This window comes from Tsukamurella pseudospumae (assembly GCF_001575195.1).
Lineage (GTDB): Bacteria > Actinomycetota > Actinomycetes > Mycobacteriales > Mycobacteriaceae > Tsukamurella > Tsukamurella pseudospumae.
This window is the reverse complement of record NZ_LSRF01000008.1, coordinates 38,523-54,410: the sequence shown is the minus strand read 5'-3', so window position 1 is coordinate 54,410 and position 15,888 is coordinate 38,523. Positions and strand designations below refer to the sequence as shown.

17 protein-coding genes are annotated in these 15,888 nt (G+C 70.5%); 11 read left to right on the top strand and 6 right to left on the bottom strand.

The window, feature by feature from the left end:
• Nucleotides 1–44 precede the first annotated feature (44 nt).
• The 3 genes from AXK60_RS06635 to AXK60_RS27560 are packed head-to-tail and all read left to right on the top strand — an operon-like array spanning nucleotide 45 to nucleotide 2,769.
• A complete protein-coding gene (locus AXK60_RS06635) occupies nucleotides 45–1,010 on the top strand; it encodes an NAD(P)H-quinone oxidoreductase (RefSeq protein ID WP_068570281.1) in 966 nt (321 codons plus the stop codon).
• Nucleotides 1,007–2,002, top strand: a complete 996-nt coding sequence (locus AXK60_RS06630) for a hypothetical protein (RefSeq protein ID WP_068570280.1) — start codon at nucleotides 1,007–1,009, stop codon at nucleotides 2,000–2,002. Before AXK60_RS06635 ends, AXK60_RS06630 begins: the two co-directional genes overlap by 4 nt.
• On the top strand, nucleotides 1,999–2,769 hold the full coding sequence (locus tag AXK60_RS27560; RefSeq protein WP_231855485.1) for a hypothetical protein: 771 nt from the start codon (nucleotides 1,999–2,001) through the stop codon (nucleotides 2,767–2,769). The genes AXK60_RS06630 and AXK60_RS27560 overlap by 4 nt, the downstream gene beginning before the upstream one ends.
• Nucleotides 2,770–2,773: 4 nt before the next feature.
• Here AXK60_RS27560 and AXK60_RS06620 read toward each other — a convergent pair whose 3' ends face one another.
• A complete protein-coding gene (locus AXK60_RS06620; protein WP_068570279.1) occupies nucleotides 2,774–3,415 on the bottom strand; it encodes a LysE family transporter in 642 nt (213 codons plus the stop codon).
• Between the two features lie 3 nt (nucleotides 3,416–3,418).
• Nucleotides 3,419–4,675 carry a cysteine desulfurase-like protein gene (locus AXK60_RS06615; RefSeq protein WP_269451160.1) on the bottom strand — a complete coding sequence of 419 codons (1,257 nt, stop codon included), beginning with the start codon at nucleotides 4,673–4,675 and terminating at the stop codon, nucleotides 3,419–3,421.
• 70 nt (nucleotides 4,676–4,745) lie between these two features.
• On the opposite strand from AXK60_RS06615, the gene AXK60_RS06610 reads away from it, so the two are divergent.
• The 6 genes from AXK60_RS06610 (at nucleotide 4,746) to AXK60_RS06585 (ending at nucleotide 10,666) form a co-directional block, all read left to right on the top strand.
• Nucleotides 4,746–5,255, top strand: coding sequence for a bacterial proteasome activator family protein (locus AXK60_RS06610; RefSeq protein WP_068570278.1), 510 nt, complete (start codon nucleotides 4,746–4,748; stop codon nucleotides 5,253–5,255).
• 81 nt (nucleotides 5,256–5,336) lie between these two features.
• A complete protein-coding gene (gene wzm / locus AXK60_RS06605) occupies nucleotides 5,337–6,194 on the top strand; it encodes a galactan export ABC transporter permease subunit Wzm/RfbD (RefSeq protein ID WP_068570277.1) in 858 nt (285 codons plus the stop codon).
• A 1-nt stretch (nucleotide 6,195) separates the two neighbouring features.
• Nucleotides 6,196–6,990: a galactan export ABC transporter ATP-binding subunit Wzt/RfbE gene (gene wzt, locus AXK60_RS06600; protein WP_068570276.1), complete on the top strand. Its 795-nt coding sequence runs from the start codon at nucleotides 6,196–6,198 to the stop codon at nucleotides 6,988–6,990.
• Nucleotides 6,983–7,978 (top strand): galactofuranosyltransferase GlfT1, encoded by a 996-nt coding sequence (gene glfT1 / locus AXK60_RS06595; RefSeq protein ID WP_244881046.1) that lies wholly within the window; start codon nucleotides 6,983–6,985, stop codon nucleotides 7,976–7,978. Before wzt ends, glfT1 begins: the two co-directional genes overlap by 8 nt.
• A 90-nt stretch (nucleotides 7,979–8,068) precedes the next feature.
• Nucleotides 8,069–9,709, top strand: coding sequence for an acyl-CoA synthetase (locus tag AXK60_RS06590; protein ID WP_068570275.1), 1,641 nt, complete (start codon nucleotides 8,069–8,071; stop codon nucleotides 9,707–9,709).
• 93 nt (nucleotides 9,710–9,802) lie between these two features.
• Nucleotides 9,803–10,666, top strand: a complete 864-nt coding sequence (locus AXK60_RS06585) for a type IV toxin-antitoxin system AbiEi family antitoxin domain-containing protein (protein WP_068570274.1) — start codon at nucleotides 9,803–9,805, stop codon at nucleotides 10,664–10,666.
• 81 nt (nucleotides 10,667–10,747) lie between these two features.
• On the opposite strand, the gene AXK60_RS06580 is transcribed toward AXK60_RS06585, so the two are convergent.
• Genes AXK60_RS06580 through AXK60_RS06565 form a run of 4 tightly spaced genes read right to left on the bottom strand, consistent with a single transcriptional unit; the run spans nucleotide 10,748 to nucleotide 13,635 of the window.
• Complete coding sequence (locus tag AXK60_RS06580) at nucleotides 10,748–12,451, bottom strand: glycosyltransferase family 39 protein (protein WP_068570273.1); 1,704 nt, start codon at nucleotides 12,449–12,451, stop codon at nucleotides 10,748–10,750.
• Nucleotides 12,451–12,888, bottom strand: a complete 438-nt coding sequence (locus tag AXK60_RS06575; RefSeq protein ID WP_068570272.1) for a GtrA family protein — start codon at nucleotides 12,886–12,888, stop codon at nucleotides 12,451–12,453. Before AXK60_RS06575 ends, AXK60_RS06580 begins: the two co-directional genes overlap by 1 nt.
• A gap of 29 nt (nucleotides 12,889–12,917) precedes the next feature.
• A complete protein-coding gene (locus tag AXK60_RS06570; RefSeq protein WP_068570271.1) occupies nucleotides 12,918–13,430 on the bottom strand; it encodes a hypothetical protein in 513 nt (170 codons plus the stop codon).
• Nucleotides 13,420–13,635 (bottom strand): helix-turn-helix transcriptional regulator, encoded by a 216-nt coding sequence (locus AXK60_RS06565; RefSeq protein ID WP_231855487.1) that lies wholly within the window; start codon nucleotides 13,633–13,635, stop codon nucleotides 13,420–13,422. The genes AXK60_RS06570 and AXK60_RS06565 overlap by 11 nt, the downstream gene beginning before the upstream one ends.
• Nucleotides 13,636–13,783: 148 nt before the next feature.
• Here AXK60_RS06565 and AXK60_RS06560 point away from each other — a divergent pair, with 148 nt between their 5' ends.
• Together AXK60_RS06560 and glmS are read left to right on the top strand one after the other, a co-directional pair.
• On the top strand, nucleotides 13,784–14,044 hold the full coding sequence (locus AXK60_RS06560; RefSeq protein ID WP_068570269.1) for an HU family DNA-binding protein: 261 nt from the start codon (nucleotides 13,784–13,786) through the stop codon (nucleotides 14,042–14,044).
• Nucleotides 14,045–14,059: 15 nt separating this feature from the next.
• Complete coding sequence (gene glmS / locus AXK60_RS06555; protein WP_068570268.1) at nucleotides 14,060–15,880, top strand: glutamine--fructose-6-phosphate transaminase (isomerizing); 1,821 nt, start codon at nucleotides 14,060–14,062, stop codon at nucleotides 15,878–15,880.
• Nucleotides 15,881–15,888 lie beyond the last annotated feature (8 nt).

Sequence of the window (15,888 nt, the reverse complement as noted above, 5' to 3'; positions counted from 1 at the left end):
CCGCGGACCCGGTCGCCGCGGAGCGCGTGTGCTACCCATGAACCATGAAGGCGATCGACGTCGACGAGACCACGCGGAACCTCCAGCTCGTCGACCTGCCCGTTCCCGAGCCCGGACCCGGTGAGGTGCGGATCGCAGTGGCCGCCACCGCGGTGAACCGGGCCGATCTGCTGCAGCGTCGGGGCCTGTACCCGCCGCCGCCCGGCGCCAGCCCGATCCTCGGGCTCGAGGTCGCCGGCATCGTCGACGCGCTCGGCGCGGAGGTCACCGGGATCGCTGTGGGCGACGAGGTGTGCGCGCTCCTGGCGGGCGGGGGCTACGCCGAGTACGCGATCGCGCCCGCGGCGCAGTGCCTGCCCGTCCCCGCCGGGGTCCCGCTCGTCGACGCCGCCGCCCTGCCCGAGGGCGCCTGCACGGTGTACTCGAACGTGGTCATGGAGGGTGGCCTGCGCGCCGGTGAGACGCTCCTGATCCACGGCGGCGGCAGCGGCATCGGCACGCACGCGATCCAACTGGGCAAGGCGCTCGGTGCCACGGTGGCGGTCACCGTCGGCTCGGAGTACAAGGCGCGGCGTTGCCGCGAACTGGGCGCCGACATCGTGATCGACTACCACGCAGAGGATTTCGCGGAGGTCCTGCGGGACCGCGCCGACGTGATCCTCGACATCATGGGCGCGAGGTACCTGCCGCGCAACATCCGCGCGCTCGCGCCGCAGGGACGGCTGGTGATCATCGGCATGCAGGGCGGCGTCGACGCCGAGCTGAACATCGCTGCACTGCTGCGCAAACGGGGCCGGATCAGCGCGACCAACCTGCGCGGCCGGCCCGCCGTGGGGCCGCACAGCAAGGCCGAGGTGGTGGCAGCGGTCCGGGAGCACGTCTGGCCCCTGTTCGCCGACGGTGCGCTGCGCCCCGTCGTCTCCGCCCGTCTCCCGTTCGCCGAGGCGAACGCCGCCCATGACCTCCTCGACTCCCCCGAATCCGTCGGAAAGGTGGTGCTGACACCGTGATCGACGACCTCACCGCCCGCCTCCTCGAGGCGCAGATCGCGTTCGCACGCAAGCAACTCCGGGACAACGCCTTCCACGCGCTGGTCATCGAGGAGGTGGACAACACGCTCGCCGTCGCCTCCGACCTCACGCTCGCCGAGGCCGTCACGCCCGCCATGATCAAGGCCGTCGCCGCCAAGTACGCCGTCCAGGTCCCGGTCGAGGGCGCGATCCCCGAGCTCGTCGGCGAGATCGCCGGCCGCCTGTACCGGCACACCGTCAACGACACCACCCGCCTCGACGAGGTGATCGACAGCCGCAGCTTCGAGGAGCTGCTGAGCACCGTCACCGAGATGGACCTGACCCGGCGCGTGCTCCAGGTGCTCTCCGAGAGCCCCGTCACCGAGGACGCCGTCGCCTCCGTGCTGCACGCGGCGGCATCGTCCGCGGCCGACGACGCCACGCGCGCCCTGGCCCGGAACGCGGTGACGCGCACCGTCGCCGGTGCCGCCACGCGGGCCCTGCGTCCCGCCCTCCCGGCGCTCGGTCAGCGCGCGGACGCCGCCGCTCGGCGCGGCGTCCGGTTCGCCCTGCGCAGGGTCGCCGCCGACGGCGACGAGACCCTCGCCGACGCCGTTCGGGACTTCTGGCGCGCACACCGCAGCAACTCCGTGGCGGAGTACCGCGGCGTGCTGACCGACGCCGATGTCGAGGACGTGGTGGTGCTGATCTTCGAGTTCTGGCGCACCTTCCGCGACACCGACTACTTCCGCGCGCTCCTGGACGAGGGCATCGACCACGTCTTCGACAAGTACGGCGACGCCTCGCTCTACGAACTCCTGGCCGAGCTCGGCGTGGGCCGCGAGGACATGATCGAGGAGGCCCTGCGCTTCGGCCCGCCCGTGCTCGCCACCCTCGACGAACGCGGCGTCATCGAGGATCTGTTGCGCCGCCGCCTCACGCCGTTCTTCGAGTCCGACGAGTACCGTGCCGCGATCGAACCCCGGCCGTGAGGCCCCGGCTGGTCGCCGGCGTCGCGGCGCTGCTCCTACTCGCCGGATGCGATCCGGTCGTGCCCGCGGGGCCGAGCAGCAGTGCGGCACCGTCGAATCCGATGGCTACGTCGAGCACCAACCCCTACAGTCCCTTCCGCAGCCCTGCCCCCGTCGCGCCCCTCGCGGTCGCTGCGCACGGGTACACGATCACGGCGATCACCACGCCGACATCGCAGCCCGGGCGGGTGCTCACGACCCCACAGCTGGCCGGCGGCGACCCAGCGGTCACCGCGCGGTTCAACTCCGCGATGCGGACCAGCATGGCCGGCATGCCGCAGAACGATCCCGAGACGGATGCCAGCGACGGTGAACTTCCCGGCGGCGACCGCAGCGGCGTCACCCGGATCGGTGCCGGCGCCGTGGCCGGCCGGCTCGTAGTGTTCTGGTACGGGCACGGCGCGGCTCACCCGAATCATTCGATGGGCACCGTCGTGATCGCGACGAAGACGGCGACTCCCGTCACCGTCGACGACCTGTACCGGGACCCGGCGGCGGCCCGCTCGCGTCTGCGCACCATCGTCCCACCGCTGGATTCCAGCCTCCGCCTACAGGACCGCAAGCTCGAGACCGAGACCTTCGCGAACTGGCTCCCGACGGCACAGGGACTCGAGGTGTATGTGTGGGTGGCGCACGTGATCGGCGACTACGTGCCCGTGACAGTGCCGTGGGAGCGCATCGCGGACCTGCTCAAGCCCGGCGTCGAACAGATGCTCCGCGCCGACTGACGGATCAGGCGAACGCGGTCACCAGCACGACCACCCCGCACACCGCGACGATCCCGCCGCCGATCCCGGTGACCACGCGCTGGATACGCGCGGTCGAGCGCGCGCGGAGGACCGCGCCGAGCGAGATCAGCACCAGGTTCCAGCCGAACGAGGCGATGCCCACGCCGACGGCGAACGCCGCCGCGACCGGCGGCCGGTGCAGCCCCTCCCCCAGGCCGACGGCGATCGCGCCGAAGTAGACGAGCGGGAACGGGTTGACCACGGTCAGCCCGAAGAACATCGCGTACCGGGCCCAGCCCGTCGCCCCGCCGGCGGGCTCGGCACCGTCGGCCCCGGGCACCGCGGGACGAAGAGCCTTGCGCACCATGAGAACCGCGACGGCGAGCAGGAGGAGGCCGCCGACCGCGGCGGGCCACCGGCCCCACCGCTCGACGATCGGCGCGAGCGCGGTGCCCGCGGCGAGGGCGAGCACCGCGAACAACAGGTCCGCCGTGCCGACACCGGCGGCGGCCGGCACCGCGCGGCGGCGGCCCTTCGAGGCGCCCTCGTGCAGGAGCATGATGCCGATCGCGCCGAGCGGCAGGACCACGCCGAGGCCGGCGACGATCCCCGCCCCGAACGCGGCGGCGAGCGCCGACGGGGCCACCCGCTAGCCCAGGGAGGCGAGCGCGCGGACCAGCTGATCCACGTCGTACGGGGTGGAGTACGGGCCCAGCCCGACGGTCACCGCGCCCCCGTACTCGGGCACGCCCAGCCCGGCGAAGTACCGGCTGGGCACGTTCGACAGCGCGCACACGCCGTTGTCGGCGAGGCGCTTGGCCGCCTTCGCCGCCGGGACGCCCGGCAGCGTGAAGGAGACCGTGGGCACCCGCCGCTCGGCGCGGCCGATGATGGCCACCTGCGGCGCCGAGGCCAGCGAGTTGAGCATGTAGAACAAGAGCCGCTGCTGGTACTGACGCAGGCCGAACATGGAGTGCTCCAGGCGATCCCGCCGGGCACCCACCGACGACTCGTCCAGCCCCGCGAGGTGATCGATCGACGCGATGAGGCCGGCGAGCATGGCGTACTGGTGCTCGCCGAGCTCGAACCGTTCAGGGCCCGTCGCGCCGCGGTCCGGGTTGACCGCCCGCAGGCGGTTGAAGATGGACGGATCGCGGAAGGCCATCGCCGCGACCTGCGGGCCGCCCCAGCGGTTGGCGCTGACCAGCAACACGTCGGCCCCGAGGCGCTCGATGTCGAGCAGCTCGTAGGGCGCGGCACTCGTCGCGTCGACCACGAGCAGGGCGCCCACCCGGTGCGCGGCCTTCGCCGCCGCAGCCACGTCGATGACGGTGCCGATGGTGGACGAGGCCAGCGGGACCGCGACCACCGAGGTGGCCTGGCTCACGAGCTCCTCGAACTGCCACTCCGGGACCTCACCGGTCTCGATATCGGCCTCGACCCACTTCACGCGGCCGCCGCCCCGGTCCGCGACACGGAGCCACGGGGCCACGTTCGCATCGTCGTCGAGGCGGCACAGCACGATCTCCGCGCCGAGCCCGAGCCGGGCGCTCAGCGATTCCGCCAACGAGGCGAGCAACTGCTCCCGGGAGGGGCCGAGGACGACACCCTCGGGCTTGCCGTTGACGAGATCGGCCACCGCGGTGCGGGCCGCCTGGACGATCCCCCGAGTGTGGGCGGCCCCGGCGTACACACCGTGCGGGTTGCTCACGAACCCGCGAAAGGCGTTGGCCACCGCCGACGACACCGCGCCGGGGATCTGGGCCCCTGCCTGCGGATCGAAGTGGATCCACCCGTCTCCCAGCGCAGGGTAGAGCCCCCGGACGCGGGCAACGTCGAATGCGGATACCGCAACCGCAGTCGAAGCCCGGCCGGGTGCACCCTGGCCTTCTGAGAACGTGTTCACTGGCACGGAGATTACACCGCCCCACCGACGACTCCGTGGCCCGCCCGCGTCGAGCTGCCAGAATGGTGCTATGAGTGATCGCAACGAGGTGGAGATCATCCCTGCCGGAGCCGACGGCGGTGCGTCCGGCGCGACGGACGGTGCCGACGGCGCGGCCGAGGAACTGCACGACATGGTCGAGCAGCCGGCGAAGGTGATGCGGATCGGGACCATGATCAAGCAGCTCCTCGAGGAGGTGCGCGCCGCCCCGCTCGACGACGCCAGCCGCGCCCGGCTCAAGGACATCCACCGCACGTCCATCAAGGAACTCGAGGACGGGCTCTCGCCCGACCTGCAGGCCGAGCTCGAGCGGCTCGCGCTGCCCTTCACCGACGAGTCGACCCCCTCGGACGCCGAGCTGCGGATCGCGCAGGCCCAGCTCGTCGGCTGGCTGGAGGGCCTCTTCCACGGCATCCAGACCGCGCTGTTCGCGCAGCAGATGGCGGCGCGGGCGCAGCTCGAGCAGATGCGTCAGGGCGCGCTGCCGCCCGGTATGACGCCGGGACCGGAGTCGCAGACGGGCCACGGCCAGTACCTGTGACGGCGACGGTGCCGGGCCCGAGCGGGCGGGCACCGTCGACCTGCCGGGGTCCGCAGGCGGCGACGGGTACCCTTCAGAATCGTGCCCGTCGATAGCCCCGCCGCCTCCCAGTCGGCGCCCCTCGTCTCGGACTCGCGCACCTTCAAGCGCGCGATCCGGGACCTCGTCGACGGTGCCGTCGTGCACCGCGAGCTGTGGCTGGAACTGGGCTGGCAGGACATCAAGCAGCGTTACCGCCGCTCCGTGATCGGACCGTTCTGGATCACCATCGCCACCGGTGTCACCGCCGGTGCGTTGGCACTGCTCTGGTCGGTGCTGCTCAACGCGGACGTCGCGACCCTGCTGCCCCAGCTCACCGTCGGATTCATCCTCTGGAGCTTCATCCAGAACTCGATCATCGACGGCTCCGAGGTGTTCATCGCCAACGAGGGACTGATCAAACAGCTACCTGCGCCGCTCTCGGTGCACGTGTATCGATTGGTGTGGCGGCAACTGCTGTTCCTGGCCCACAACGCGATCATCCTGGTGATCGTGCTGGCGATCTTCCCGCCGAAGCACTGGTCGTGGACCCAGCTCAGCATCATCCCGGCGATCGTGATGCTCGCGATCACCGCGGTGTGGGTGGCGATGTTCTTCGGCATTCTGGCGACCCGGTTCCGCGACATCTCGCCACTGCTCACCGCGCTCACCCAGCTGCTGTTCTACGTGACCCCGGTGGTGTGGACGCTCGACACGGTGCCCGGCGGCAACAGCGAGCGCGCCCAGCTGGTGAAGCTGAACCCGCTCTACCACTACCTCGAGCTGGTGCGCGGGCCGCTGATCGGCAAGCCCTTCGACCCGCAGCACTGGTACGTGGTGCTGGGCTGCACCGTGATCGGCGTGGCGCTGACCCTGCTGCTGATGAAGCAGTTCCGTTCCCGAGTCGCGTATTGGGTGTGAGATGACCGTTTCGATCCGGACGCAGGGCGCCTGCGTCGACTTCCCGGTGTTCGATGCGAAGTCGCGCTCGCTCAAGCGCGCGGTCATGGGCTCCGCCGGCGGCAAGGTGATGGCCGACGACAAGGTGGTCGTCGTCGAGGCCCTGCGCGACATCACGATGAGCCTCGATGAGGGCGACCGGGTCGGCCTCGTCGGCCACAACGGGGCCGGCAAGTCGACGTTGCTGCGCCTGCTGTCCGGCATCTACGAGCCGACCCGCGGCACCGCGGTGGTCAAGGGCCGCGTCGCGCCGGTGTTCGACCTGGGCGTGGGCATGGACCCGGAGATCTCCGGGATGGAGAACATCATCATCCGCGGCCTGTTCCTCGGGCAGACCCGCAAGTCGATGATGCGCAAGGCCGACGAGATCGCCGAGTTCACAGAGCTCGGCGACTACCTCTCCATGCCGCTGCGCACCTACTCGACGGGCATGCGCGTGCGGATCGCGCTGGGCGTGGTCACCTCGATCGATCCCGAGATCCTGCTGCTCGACGAGGGCATCGGTGCCGTCGACGCCGAGTTCATGCGTAAGGCCCGCAAGCGCCTGCAGGCGCTCGTCGAGCGGTCGGGCATCCTCGTCTTCGCGTCGCACTCCAACGAGTTCCTGGCGCAGCTGTGCGACCGCGCCATGTGGATCGACCACGGCCAGATCCGCCAGGAGGGCGGCATCGAGGAGGTCGTGACCGCCTACGAGGGCCCCGACGCCGGCGCCCAGGTGCGCAAGGTGCTCGACATGGTCGAGGCCGAGGATGACTGACGGGCGGCCCGACGGTGGTCGCACGCCCGGTCCGGCCGCCGGATCGACATCGGCATCGGCATCGGCATCGGCATCGGCGGGACCCGACCGGGAGACGGTCATCGCGGTGGTCGTCACGCATAACCGCGCGGAACTGCTGGCGAAGTCCCTCGAGGTGCTCAGCTCCCAGGAACGGCCCATCGATCACCTGATCGTCGTGGACAACGCGGCGCAGGAGCAGGTGCGCGCGCTGGTCGAGGCACAGCCTGTCGCGACCACGTACCTCCCCTCGCATTTCAACCTCGGCGGCGCCGGCGGCTTCGCGCTCGGCATGCTGCACGCGCTGGCGATGGGTGCGGACTGGATCTGGCTCGCCGACGACGACGGCCGCCCGGAGGGCCCGCAGGTTCTCGCGACGCTGCTCGAGGCCGCCGAGCGGCACGGCCTGGCGGAGGTCTCCCCCGTGGTCGCCACCATCGACGACCCGGAGACGCTGGCCTTCCCCCTGCGGCGCGGCCTGGTCTGGCGACGCAAGCGGTCGGAGCTGATCGACCCGGGCGCACCGTCGGACGACGTGCTGATGGGGATCGCGTCCCTGTTCAACGGCGCGCTGTTCCGGAAGGACACCGTCGCGGCGGTGGGCGTGCCGGACCTGCGGCTGTTCATCCGCGGCGACGAGGTCGAGATCCATCGGCGGCTGGTGCGTTCGGGGCTCCCCTTCGGCACCTGCCTGACCACCGCCTACCTGCACCCGAACGGCGCGGACGAGTTCCGGCCGATTCTGGGCGGGCGCATGCACACCCAGTACCCGGACAACGAGACCAAGCGCTTCTTCACCTACCGCAACCGCGGCTACCTGCAGTCGCAGCCGGGCATGCGCAAGTTGATCCCGCAGGAGTGGGCGCGGTTCGGCTGGTTCTTCCTGGTGCAGCGGCGCGATGTCGCGGGTTTCCGGGAGTGGCTGCGGCTGCGCAAGCTGGGGCGCGACGAGCGGTTCACCCGGCCCTGACCAGGTACTGAACCGGGTCTCGCACCGTCTTCCGAGCCACTATTGAAGCCCTCTCAACAAACCGGGGGCGGTGCGCCTATCATCGTCGTCATGGAAACGAGCCTGGTCTCCGATCTGTTCGCACAGGGCCATGCCCTCACGCGCATGCTGCAGCGGCGGGTCGTCGATCCCGCGCGGCCCGATGTCGCGCTGCGCGCCCTCGGCTACAACCGGCAGTACGGCCCGCAGGCCGCGCTGGTCATCAAGGGCGCGGCGGAGAGCCCCGACCGCACCGCCATCGTCGACGAGCGCGGCGCGCTGACCTACGCGCAGTACGAGGCGCAGTCGAACGCGCTGGCCCGGGGCCTGCGCGCGACCGGCCTCAAGTCCGGCGACGTGATCGCCGTTCTCGCCCGCGACCACCGCGGCCTGCTGCTCATCATCAGCGCCGCGGCCCGCGCCGGCATGCGCCTGGCCATGATGAACACCGGCTTCGCCAAGCCCCAGTTCGCGGAGGTCTGCGCCCGCGAGAAGGTGCAGGCGGTGTTCCACGACAGCGAGTTCACGAGCCTGCTCGACGCGCTGCCCGAGGACATGCCTCGCTATCTGACCTGGGTCGACGAGGCCGACGCGATCCCCGAGGGCGCGCAGACGATCGATCAGCTCGCCGCCGGACGCGACGCCAAGCGCGTCCCGCCGCCCGAGAAGCAGGGCGGCTTCATCATCCTCACGTCCGGCACCACCGGCCTGCCCAAGGGCGCGACCCGCAGCAAGGTCCCGTCCCTCGCGACGGCCATGCTGGTCGACCGGATCCCGTTCCGGCGACGCGGCACGATCGTCATCGCGTCGCCGATCTTCCACTCGACGGGCTTCGCCATGTGGTCCGCCGGGATGTCCGTCGGCTGCACGACCGTGACGATGCGCCGCTTCGACCCGGAGAACACGCTCAAGCTGATCGCCGACAACCGCGCCGACATGCTGGTCGCGGTGCCCACCATGCTCACCCGCATGCTCGGCCTGCCGGCCGAGACCATCGCGAAGTACGACACGAGCTGCCTCAAGGCTGTCGTCGTGGCCGGGTCCGCCGTCTCCCCCGAGCTGTCGGAGAAGTTCCAGGACGTCTTCGGCGACGTGCTCTACAACGTCTACGGCTCCACTGAGGTCGCGGTCGCCACCGTCGCCACGCCGCGGAACCTGCGCGCGGCGCCCGGCACCGTCGGCAAGCCCCCGGTGCTGACGACGGTGCGCCTCTACGACGAGAACGACCGGCTGGTCGAGGGCATCGGCAAGCGCGGCCGCGTGTTCGTCCGCGCCGGCGCGCCCTTCGAGGGCTACAGCGACGGCCGCACCAAGCAGATCATCGACGGCCACCTGTCGTCGGGCGACATGGGGCACTGGGACGAGCACGGCCTGCTGCACATCGACGGCCGCGACGACGACATGATCGTCTCGGGCGGCGAGAACGTCTACCCGCTCGAGGTCGAGAACCTGCTGGTCACCCGCACCGACGTGGTCGAGGCCGCGGTGATCGGCGTACCCGACCCCGAGTTCGGGCAGCGCCTGCGCGCCTTCGTGGTGATCGAGGGCGGTGCGCCGGCCGACGACGCCGTCGAGGAACTCACCAAGGAGCTCAAGGACTTCGTCCGCGCGAACCTGGCGCGCTTCAAGGTCCCGCGCGACGTGGTCTACCTCGATCGCCTCCCGCGCAACCCCACCGGCAAGATGGTCAAGCGCGAGCTGCCCAAGGACTGAAAACGTGTGGTCATTCGTACTCATGATCATGAGTACGAATGACCACACACCTGTGCGAGGGAACCGCACGCCGGGCTGGTGCGTCCAATTGACATGTGGAGGGATGCGGCACTGCTGTTCGCGGCGCAGGACGGCGTGGCCACCCGGCGGGAGCTGCACGCCGCGGGCGTGAGCGATTCGATGATCGCGGTTCGGGTCGATCTCGACGAAGTGGTCCGGATCGCGCCCGGGCTCTTCCGTACGAAACACCACCCGTTCACCGACAGGACGGCGATCCGGGTCGCGGGCCTGCTGTCCGGCGGCGTCGCGGACCGGGAGACCGCGCTGTTCTGGCACGGGATGACCGACGAATCGCCGTCGACGATCGGCGTGACAGTGCCGGTCGCTCGCCGACTACGCGCCACGCACGGCTACGCGATCCGGACGCGTCGCCGCGCGCTGGACCGCGCCGATGTCGTGGACGTCGACGGGGTCGCGGTCACCTCGAAGGCGCTGAGCGTCCTTGAGATGGCCGACGCGAAGGTCATGGACCGCGCGCTGCAGCAGGGTGACGTGACGCTGGAGGAGTTGTCGGAGGCGCTGGAGCGGAACGCGCACGCGAAAGGCATCAGTGCGGCGCGAGCGATCTTCGACATCGCCTCGGGCGACACCGAGTCCGAGGCCGAGCGCATCTTCCTGGCACTCCTCCACCTGCACGGAATCACCGGCTGGACCATGCAGCTCACCTTCCGCGGATGGAGGGTCGACATCGCCTTCCCGGATATCCGGCTCGCGGTCGAGATCAACGGCTGGGCCTTCCACCGGTCCCGGGCGCGGTGGCAGAGCGATCAGGACAAGGCGAACGCACTCACCGTCGCGGGGTGGTCGGTGCTGAACTTCTCCTGGCACCACCTCACTGACGACCCCGAGGGCGTCATCACCACCCTCGCCGAGGCGATCGGCGCCCGGGCCGCCTGAGGTCCGGCCGGCCGGCAATGTGTGGTCATCCGTTCCCATGATCGTGAGTACGAATGACCACACATTCCGACGGCGTGCGGTTCACCAGTAGGAGTGGCGGGTGTGCGGGGGCAGCGGGGGCGGAATCGGCCCCGATGACGCCTCCGGCTGCACGAGATGAACCACCTGCAGGATGTGGAACTGCTCCTGATGGGTCACCGCGAGGCCGCCGTCGTCCAGCGATACCTGCATGTCCGTCCCCATGAACTGGAAGGGACGGAAGGTCCACCACAGATTCCCGTTCTCCTGCCGGAAGTCCGTCTCCGGCCGGTCCGCATCTGTGAGAACCCATGCAGCCGTGCAGTTGTCAGCAGCCCACGAGGCCCACTGGTTGACGCCCTTCTCCTTGTCCCAGAGCTTGCCCTCGGTGCGCCGGTTCCCGTCGTCGCCCATGTCCCGCAGACCGTCGAACATCCCGGGCAGGCCGTCGTACGCGATGCGCAGCGAGGGCCACGCCCAGCTCGGCTGCACCTGGAAGAACACGCAGTCGCCCGGCCGCGCGTTGTCGCGGATGTATCGCGCCGCATAGCTGAAATCGCTGCCGCCCGGCTTCGACAGCGGGCTGTGCTGCCACAGGTAGCCCGGGATCGCGGCCACCGTGAGCGCGACGAGCACCACTGCGCCCGCCACCCGCGGCCGCGGCAGGGCGCGCGCCACCGTCGTGACCGCGGCGGCGAGCACCAGCACCACACCGGGCACCGTGAAGCTCACGTACCGCCCCACGTACGAGGGCACGACCGGCGAGACCAGCAGGATCGCCGCGAGCGGTACCAGCGCTCCCGCCAGTCCGTAGCGCACCGCGGGCCCCAGGTCCGACGGTGCCGCCCCCGCGGTCCGGGCGGGGCCGGCGACGCCGCGGCGCCACCACAGGACCGCCGCGACGGCGATCACGAGCCACGCGGCCGCGGCGAAGGCGAGGGAATGGTCGAACCACTGGTCGACCATGACGTTCTGGAAGATCCGCCACCCCGGCCAGCGCAGCCACGACACCTGATCGCGCTGGGTGGCCGCGAGGATCGCCACCGGGCTCGCGAGGACGATCGCGACGACCGACGCGATCACGGCCGGCCGGAGGACGGCGCGCGTGCGGGTCCGCGGGTCGGAGGCGAGGACGACCGCCACGGCGAGCGCGAGGGTCGCCGAGTAGAGGAACAGCACCGTGGCGAGGAGCAGCGCCGCACCGTAACCGAACCAGGCCCGCCGCATGACGGTCGCGCCTGACGTCGCGGCACCGGGGGCACCGGCCGCCGACGCCGCGCGGTGCGCCGCGATCAGGACGAGTGCCGCGGAGGCGATCACCCAGGAGTACGAGCGGGCCTCGACGCCGGCCCAGGTGATCCGGGGCAGGATCAGCGCGATAATCCCCGCGACCAGCGCGAAGACATCGCCGCCGAGCCGGCGGGCGAGGACGTAGCAGGCCGCCGTGGCCGCGCCGACGCCGAGCGCGGAGAAGGCCCGCAACGCGGTCTCGTCCATGCCGAATGCCAGGGAGAAGGTGCGCACGCACCAGTAGTAGAGGCCGTGCACCGCGTCGATGTTCGTCAGCAGGTGCCACAGCTCACCGGGCGAGCGGTCGATCGCGGACGCGGTGGCGAGCTCGTCGAACCACACCGAGGGCCGCCCGCCGTGCCACAGCGACAGCAGGACGCCGCCGAGCGCGAACGCCCAGGGAAGGAACAGTGCTCGCCGCGGCCAATGCCCCTCCCGATCTCGCCATCGCGGCCGCGGCCGCGGTGCCGAGGACATCACATCAACCGGAAGATCACCGTGCGCTGCACAATGAAGTTCACCACGGTCGCGGTGCCCTGAGCGATCACGAAGGCGACGAGACGGTTGACGTAGCTCCCGATCCCGTCCTCCGGCGGCGGGAAGAGCGTGAAGAACGCCATGTACAGACCCAGCTGCACGCCGTACATCGCGATGTACAGAGCCCACACCGCGATCAACCGCTTGGTCGACGGCTCGGCCTTGAAGGTCCAGCGGCGGTTCAGCAGGTACGCGGTGGTGGTTCCGCAGATGAAGCCGATGGTCTTGGCGAGGGCCTCATCGAGCCCGAGGAACTTGCCGAGGAGCAGCGTGAGGCCGAAGTCCACGATCGCCGAGAAGCCACCGGTCACGATGAAGCGCACGAGTTGCGTCTTGAGATCGAGATGCTCCCGATCAGCGGCTTCGGAGGTGGTCACGAGGTCATATCGTACCGACGGATCCTTCGTTATTCGAATACGTCGTCCTCGGCGGCGGCCCGCTCCTCGCTCTTGCGCTCGCGGGAGGCGAGCACGCGCAGGGCGACGAAAGCCGCGCCGGCGCCCACGACACCGCCGACCAGGCCGCCCGCGAGCGTGCCCAGATCGCGGAACCGGCCGCCCTCGTGCAGCAGGATCAGGATCAGCGCCGCGAGCCCGAGGGGGATCGTGGTCGCCAGGGATATCCACCGCCGCCGACCGCGGTTGAACATGCTCAGCACCTGGCTCAGGGGCACCCCGTGCCGCCGGCAGTACCGCTGCACCGCCGTCATCTGGATCGCCCCCGGCGCGACGAGCGCGAGCAGCGCGGCTGCCACCGCGCCCTCGGCCGCCGCGACGATCGCCACCCCGAAGAAGGCGTAGATGCTCCAGAAGGAGGCGATCGCATTGGCGCGGTAGTACTCGTCCCGGTTGCGCTCGTCGCCCCAGGCCGGGTCCGACGGGGCCAGGATGAACTCCTCGAGCTTCGTATCAGCGGACATGACTCTCCTCCTCCAGCGGAAAAAGCAATTCGACGGTGCTGTCGAGGGCCCGGGCGATCTTCAACGCCAGGTACACGCTGGGCGCGTAGTCGCCCTTCTCGACCGAGACCACCGTCTGACGGCTCACGCCGACGACGACGGCCAGCTCGGCCTGGGTGATGCGCTGGGCGCGTCGCCGCGCCCGCACCGGGTTCTCATCCTCCACGCACATAGTCAAGCAGACTTGACATTTCTATGTCAAGCCTTCTTGACATCGCGACTCGAGCGCGTCGCGATACGCAGGTTTCGTCTCAGTTCTGCCCGATTCCGGGCAGATAATTGACACGGCACCGTCGAACCCGCAAGATCGAGGCGTGCCGGACAGCGACCTCGTGGATCACATCGCGCGGACCACGGGGCTCTCGGCCGCCGAGGCCGGGCGCGTGATCGACGATGTCACGGCCTACTACCGGGAACCCGTCGAGGAGTTCGTCCGCCGCCGCCACAGCGCCCTGCAGGGCCGCGGGGCGAAGAACGCGGAGATCTTCGCGACCCTGTCCGACGAGCTGCGCAGCAGGCTCGTCGCCGCGCCCGATCTCACCGAGCGGCAGCTGCGCCGTCTCATCTACAGCTAGGAGCCCCACCCCAGCATGTGCGGAATCGTCGGATACATCGGTGGCCAGACGGCCGTGGACATCCTCGTCGACGGGCTCACCCAGCTCGAGTACCGCGGGTACGACTCGGCGGGCATCGCGGTCCTCGGCCCGTCGGGCGCCAAGCGAGTGCGCAGCGTCGGCCGCGTCCGCGATCTCGAGGCGGCGCTGCCCAAGCGGCTGGCGGGCAAGACCGGCATCGGCCACACCCGGTGGGCCACGCACGGCGCTCCCTCGGAGCCGAACGCCCACCCGCACACCGACGTGACCGAGCGGATCTTCGTGGTGCACAACGGCATCATCGACAACGCCCGGGACCTCCGCCTCGAACTCGAGGCCGACGGGGTGGAGCTCACCTCCGACACCGACACCGAGGCGGTCGCGCACCTCATCGCCCGCACCGGCGCGGACAACCTGGAGGACGCCGTCCGGCAGACCCTGGCCCGGCTCAGCGGCACCTACGCACTGGCCGTGATCGACACCGAGCACCCCGACCGGATCGTCGTGGCCCGCAACGGCTCGCCGCTGATCCTCGGCGTGGGCGACAAGGAGATGTTCGTCGCCTCCGACATCTCCGCCGTGGTGCGGCACACCAGCCAGGTGGTCCACCTGGACGACGGCGAGTGCGCCACCGTCACCGCGTCCGGGTTCCGCATGTTCAACGCCGACGACAACCGCGCCGTCGCGAAGTCGGCCACCACCGTGGACATCTCGCCCGACGACCTGGAGCTGGGCAACCACAGCCACTTCATGCTCAAGGAGATCGCCGAGCAGCCCTTCTCGCTCGAGCGGATGCTCTCCGGCCGGCTCGACGAACGGTTCGCCACCGCCCGCCTCGACGGCCTGAACCTGGATGCGCAGGCGATGCGCCGGTTCAAGCGCGTCAAGATCCTCGGTTGCGGCAGTGCCTATTACATGGGTCAGCTCGGCGCGTCGCTCATCGAGGAGCTCGCGCGCATCCCCGCGGACGCCGAGCCCGCCAGTGAGTTCCGTTACCGCAACCCGATCGTCGAGCCCGACACCCTGTACGTCGCCGTGAGCCAGTCGGGCGAGACCGCCGACACCGCGTTCGCGGTGCAGGAGGTCAAGCGCAAGGGCGGCACCATCGTCGGCCTGGTCAACGTGGTCGGCTCGACCATCGCGCGCGAGGTCTCGGGCGGCATCTACCTGCACGCCGGGCCCGAGGTCTCCGTCGCCTCCACCAAGGCCAATACGCACATGGCGGTCGGCTTCGCTCTGCTCGCGCTCGCCCTGGGCCGCGTCCGCGACCTCTCCATCACCGACGGTACGCGGATCGTCAAGGGCCTCAAGGCCCTCCCTGCGCAGATCGGTGAGATCATCGACGCCCCCGGCGATGTCGAGCAGGCCGCGAAGCTGCTCGCCGAGGCGCCGAGCCTGTTCTTCATCGGCCGGGTGCGCGGGTACCCGACCGCCCGCGAGGGCGCGCAGAAGTTCAAGGAGATCAGCTACCGGCACGCCGAGGCGTACCAGGCCTCCGAGCTCAAGCACGGCCCGCTCGCGCTGATCAACCCGGAGATGCCGACCGTCGCGATCGTGCCGGACGACGAGCTGCTCGACCGCAACATCGGTGCCCTGCACGAGATCGCGGCCCGCGGCGGCGACATCGTGGCGATCACCAACCCGGGCGTCGACCTGCCCGAGTCCAAGGTGACGCTGACGGTGCCCAAGAACGAGCCCGAGCTGGACCCGATCCTGCTGATGATCCCCACCCAGCTGCTGGCCTACTACGCGGCGCTGAGCCTGGGCCTCAACATCGACCGTCCCCGGAACCTGGCGAAGTCGGTCACCGTCGAATAGGCGGCGGC

Excerpts from the sequence above, each read along its gene's own strand:
- glmS (WP_068570268.1), top strand. The coding sequence starts at position 14,060 with ATGTGCGGAATCGTCGGATACATCGGTGGCCAGACGGCCGTGGACATC.
- AXK60_RS06585 (WP_068570274.1), top strand. The coding sequence starts at position 9,803 with ATGTGGAGGGATGCGGCACTGCTGTTCGCGGCGCAGGACGGCGTGGCC.
- AXK60_RS06570 (WP_068570271.1), bottom strand. The coding sequence starts at position 13,430 with ATGTCCGCTGATACGAAGCTCGAGGAGTTCATCCTGGCCCCGTCGGAC.
- AXK60_RS06610 (WP_068570278.1), top strand. The coding sequence starts at position 4,746 with ATGAGTGATCGCAACGAGGTGGAGATCATCCCTGCCGGAGCCGACGGC.
- AXK60_RS06580 (WP_068570273.1), bottom strand. The coding sequence starts at position 12,451 with ATGTCCTCGGCACCGCGGCCGCGGCCGCGATGGCGAGATCGGGAGGGG.
- glfT1 (WP_244881046.1), top strand. The coding sequence starts at position 6,983 with ATGACTGACGGGCGGCCCGACGGTGGTCGCACGCCCGGTCCGGCCGCC.
- AXK60_RS06590 (WP_068570275.1), top strand. The coding sequence starts at position 8,069 with ATGGAAACGAGCCTGGTCTCCGATCTGTTCGCACAGGGCCATGCCCTC.
- AXK60_RS06635 (WP_068570281.1), top strand. The coding sequence starts at position 45 with ATGAAGGCGATCGACGTCGACGAGACCACGCGGAACCTCCAGCTCGTC.
- wzt (WP_068570276.1), top strand. The coding sequence starts at position 6,196 with ATGACCGTTTCGATCCGGACGCAGGGCGCCTGCGTCGACTTCCCGGTG.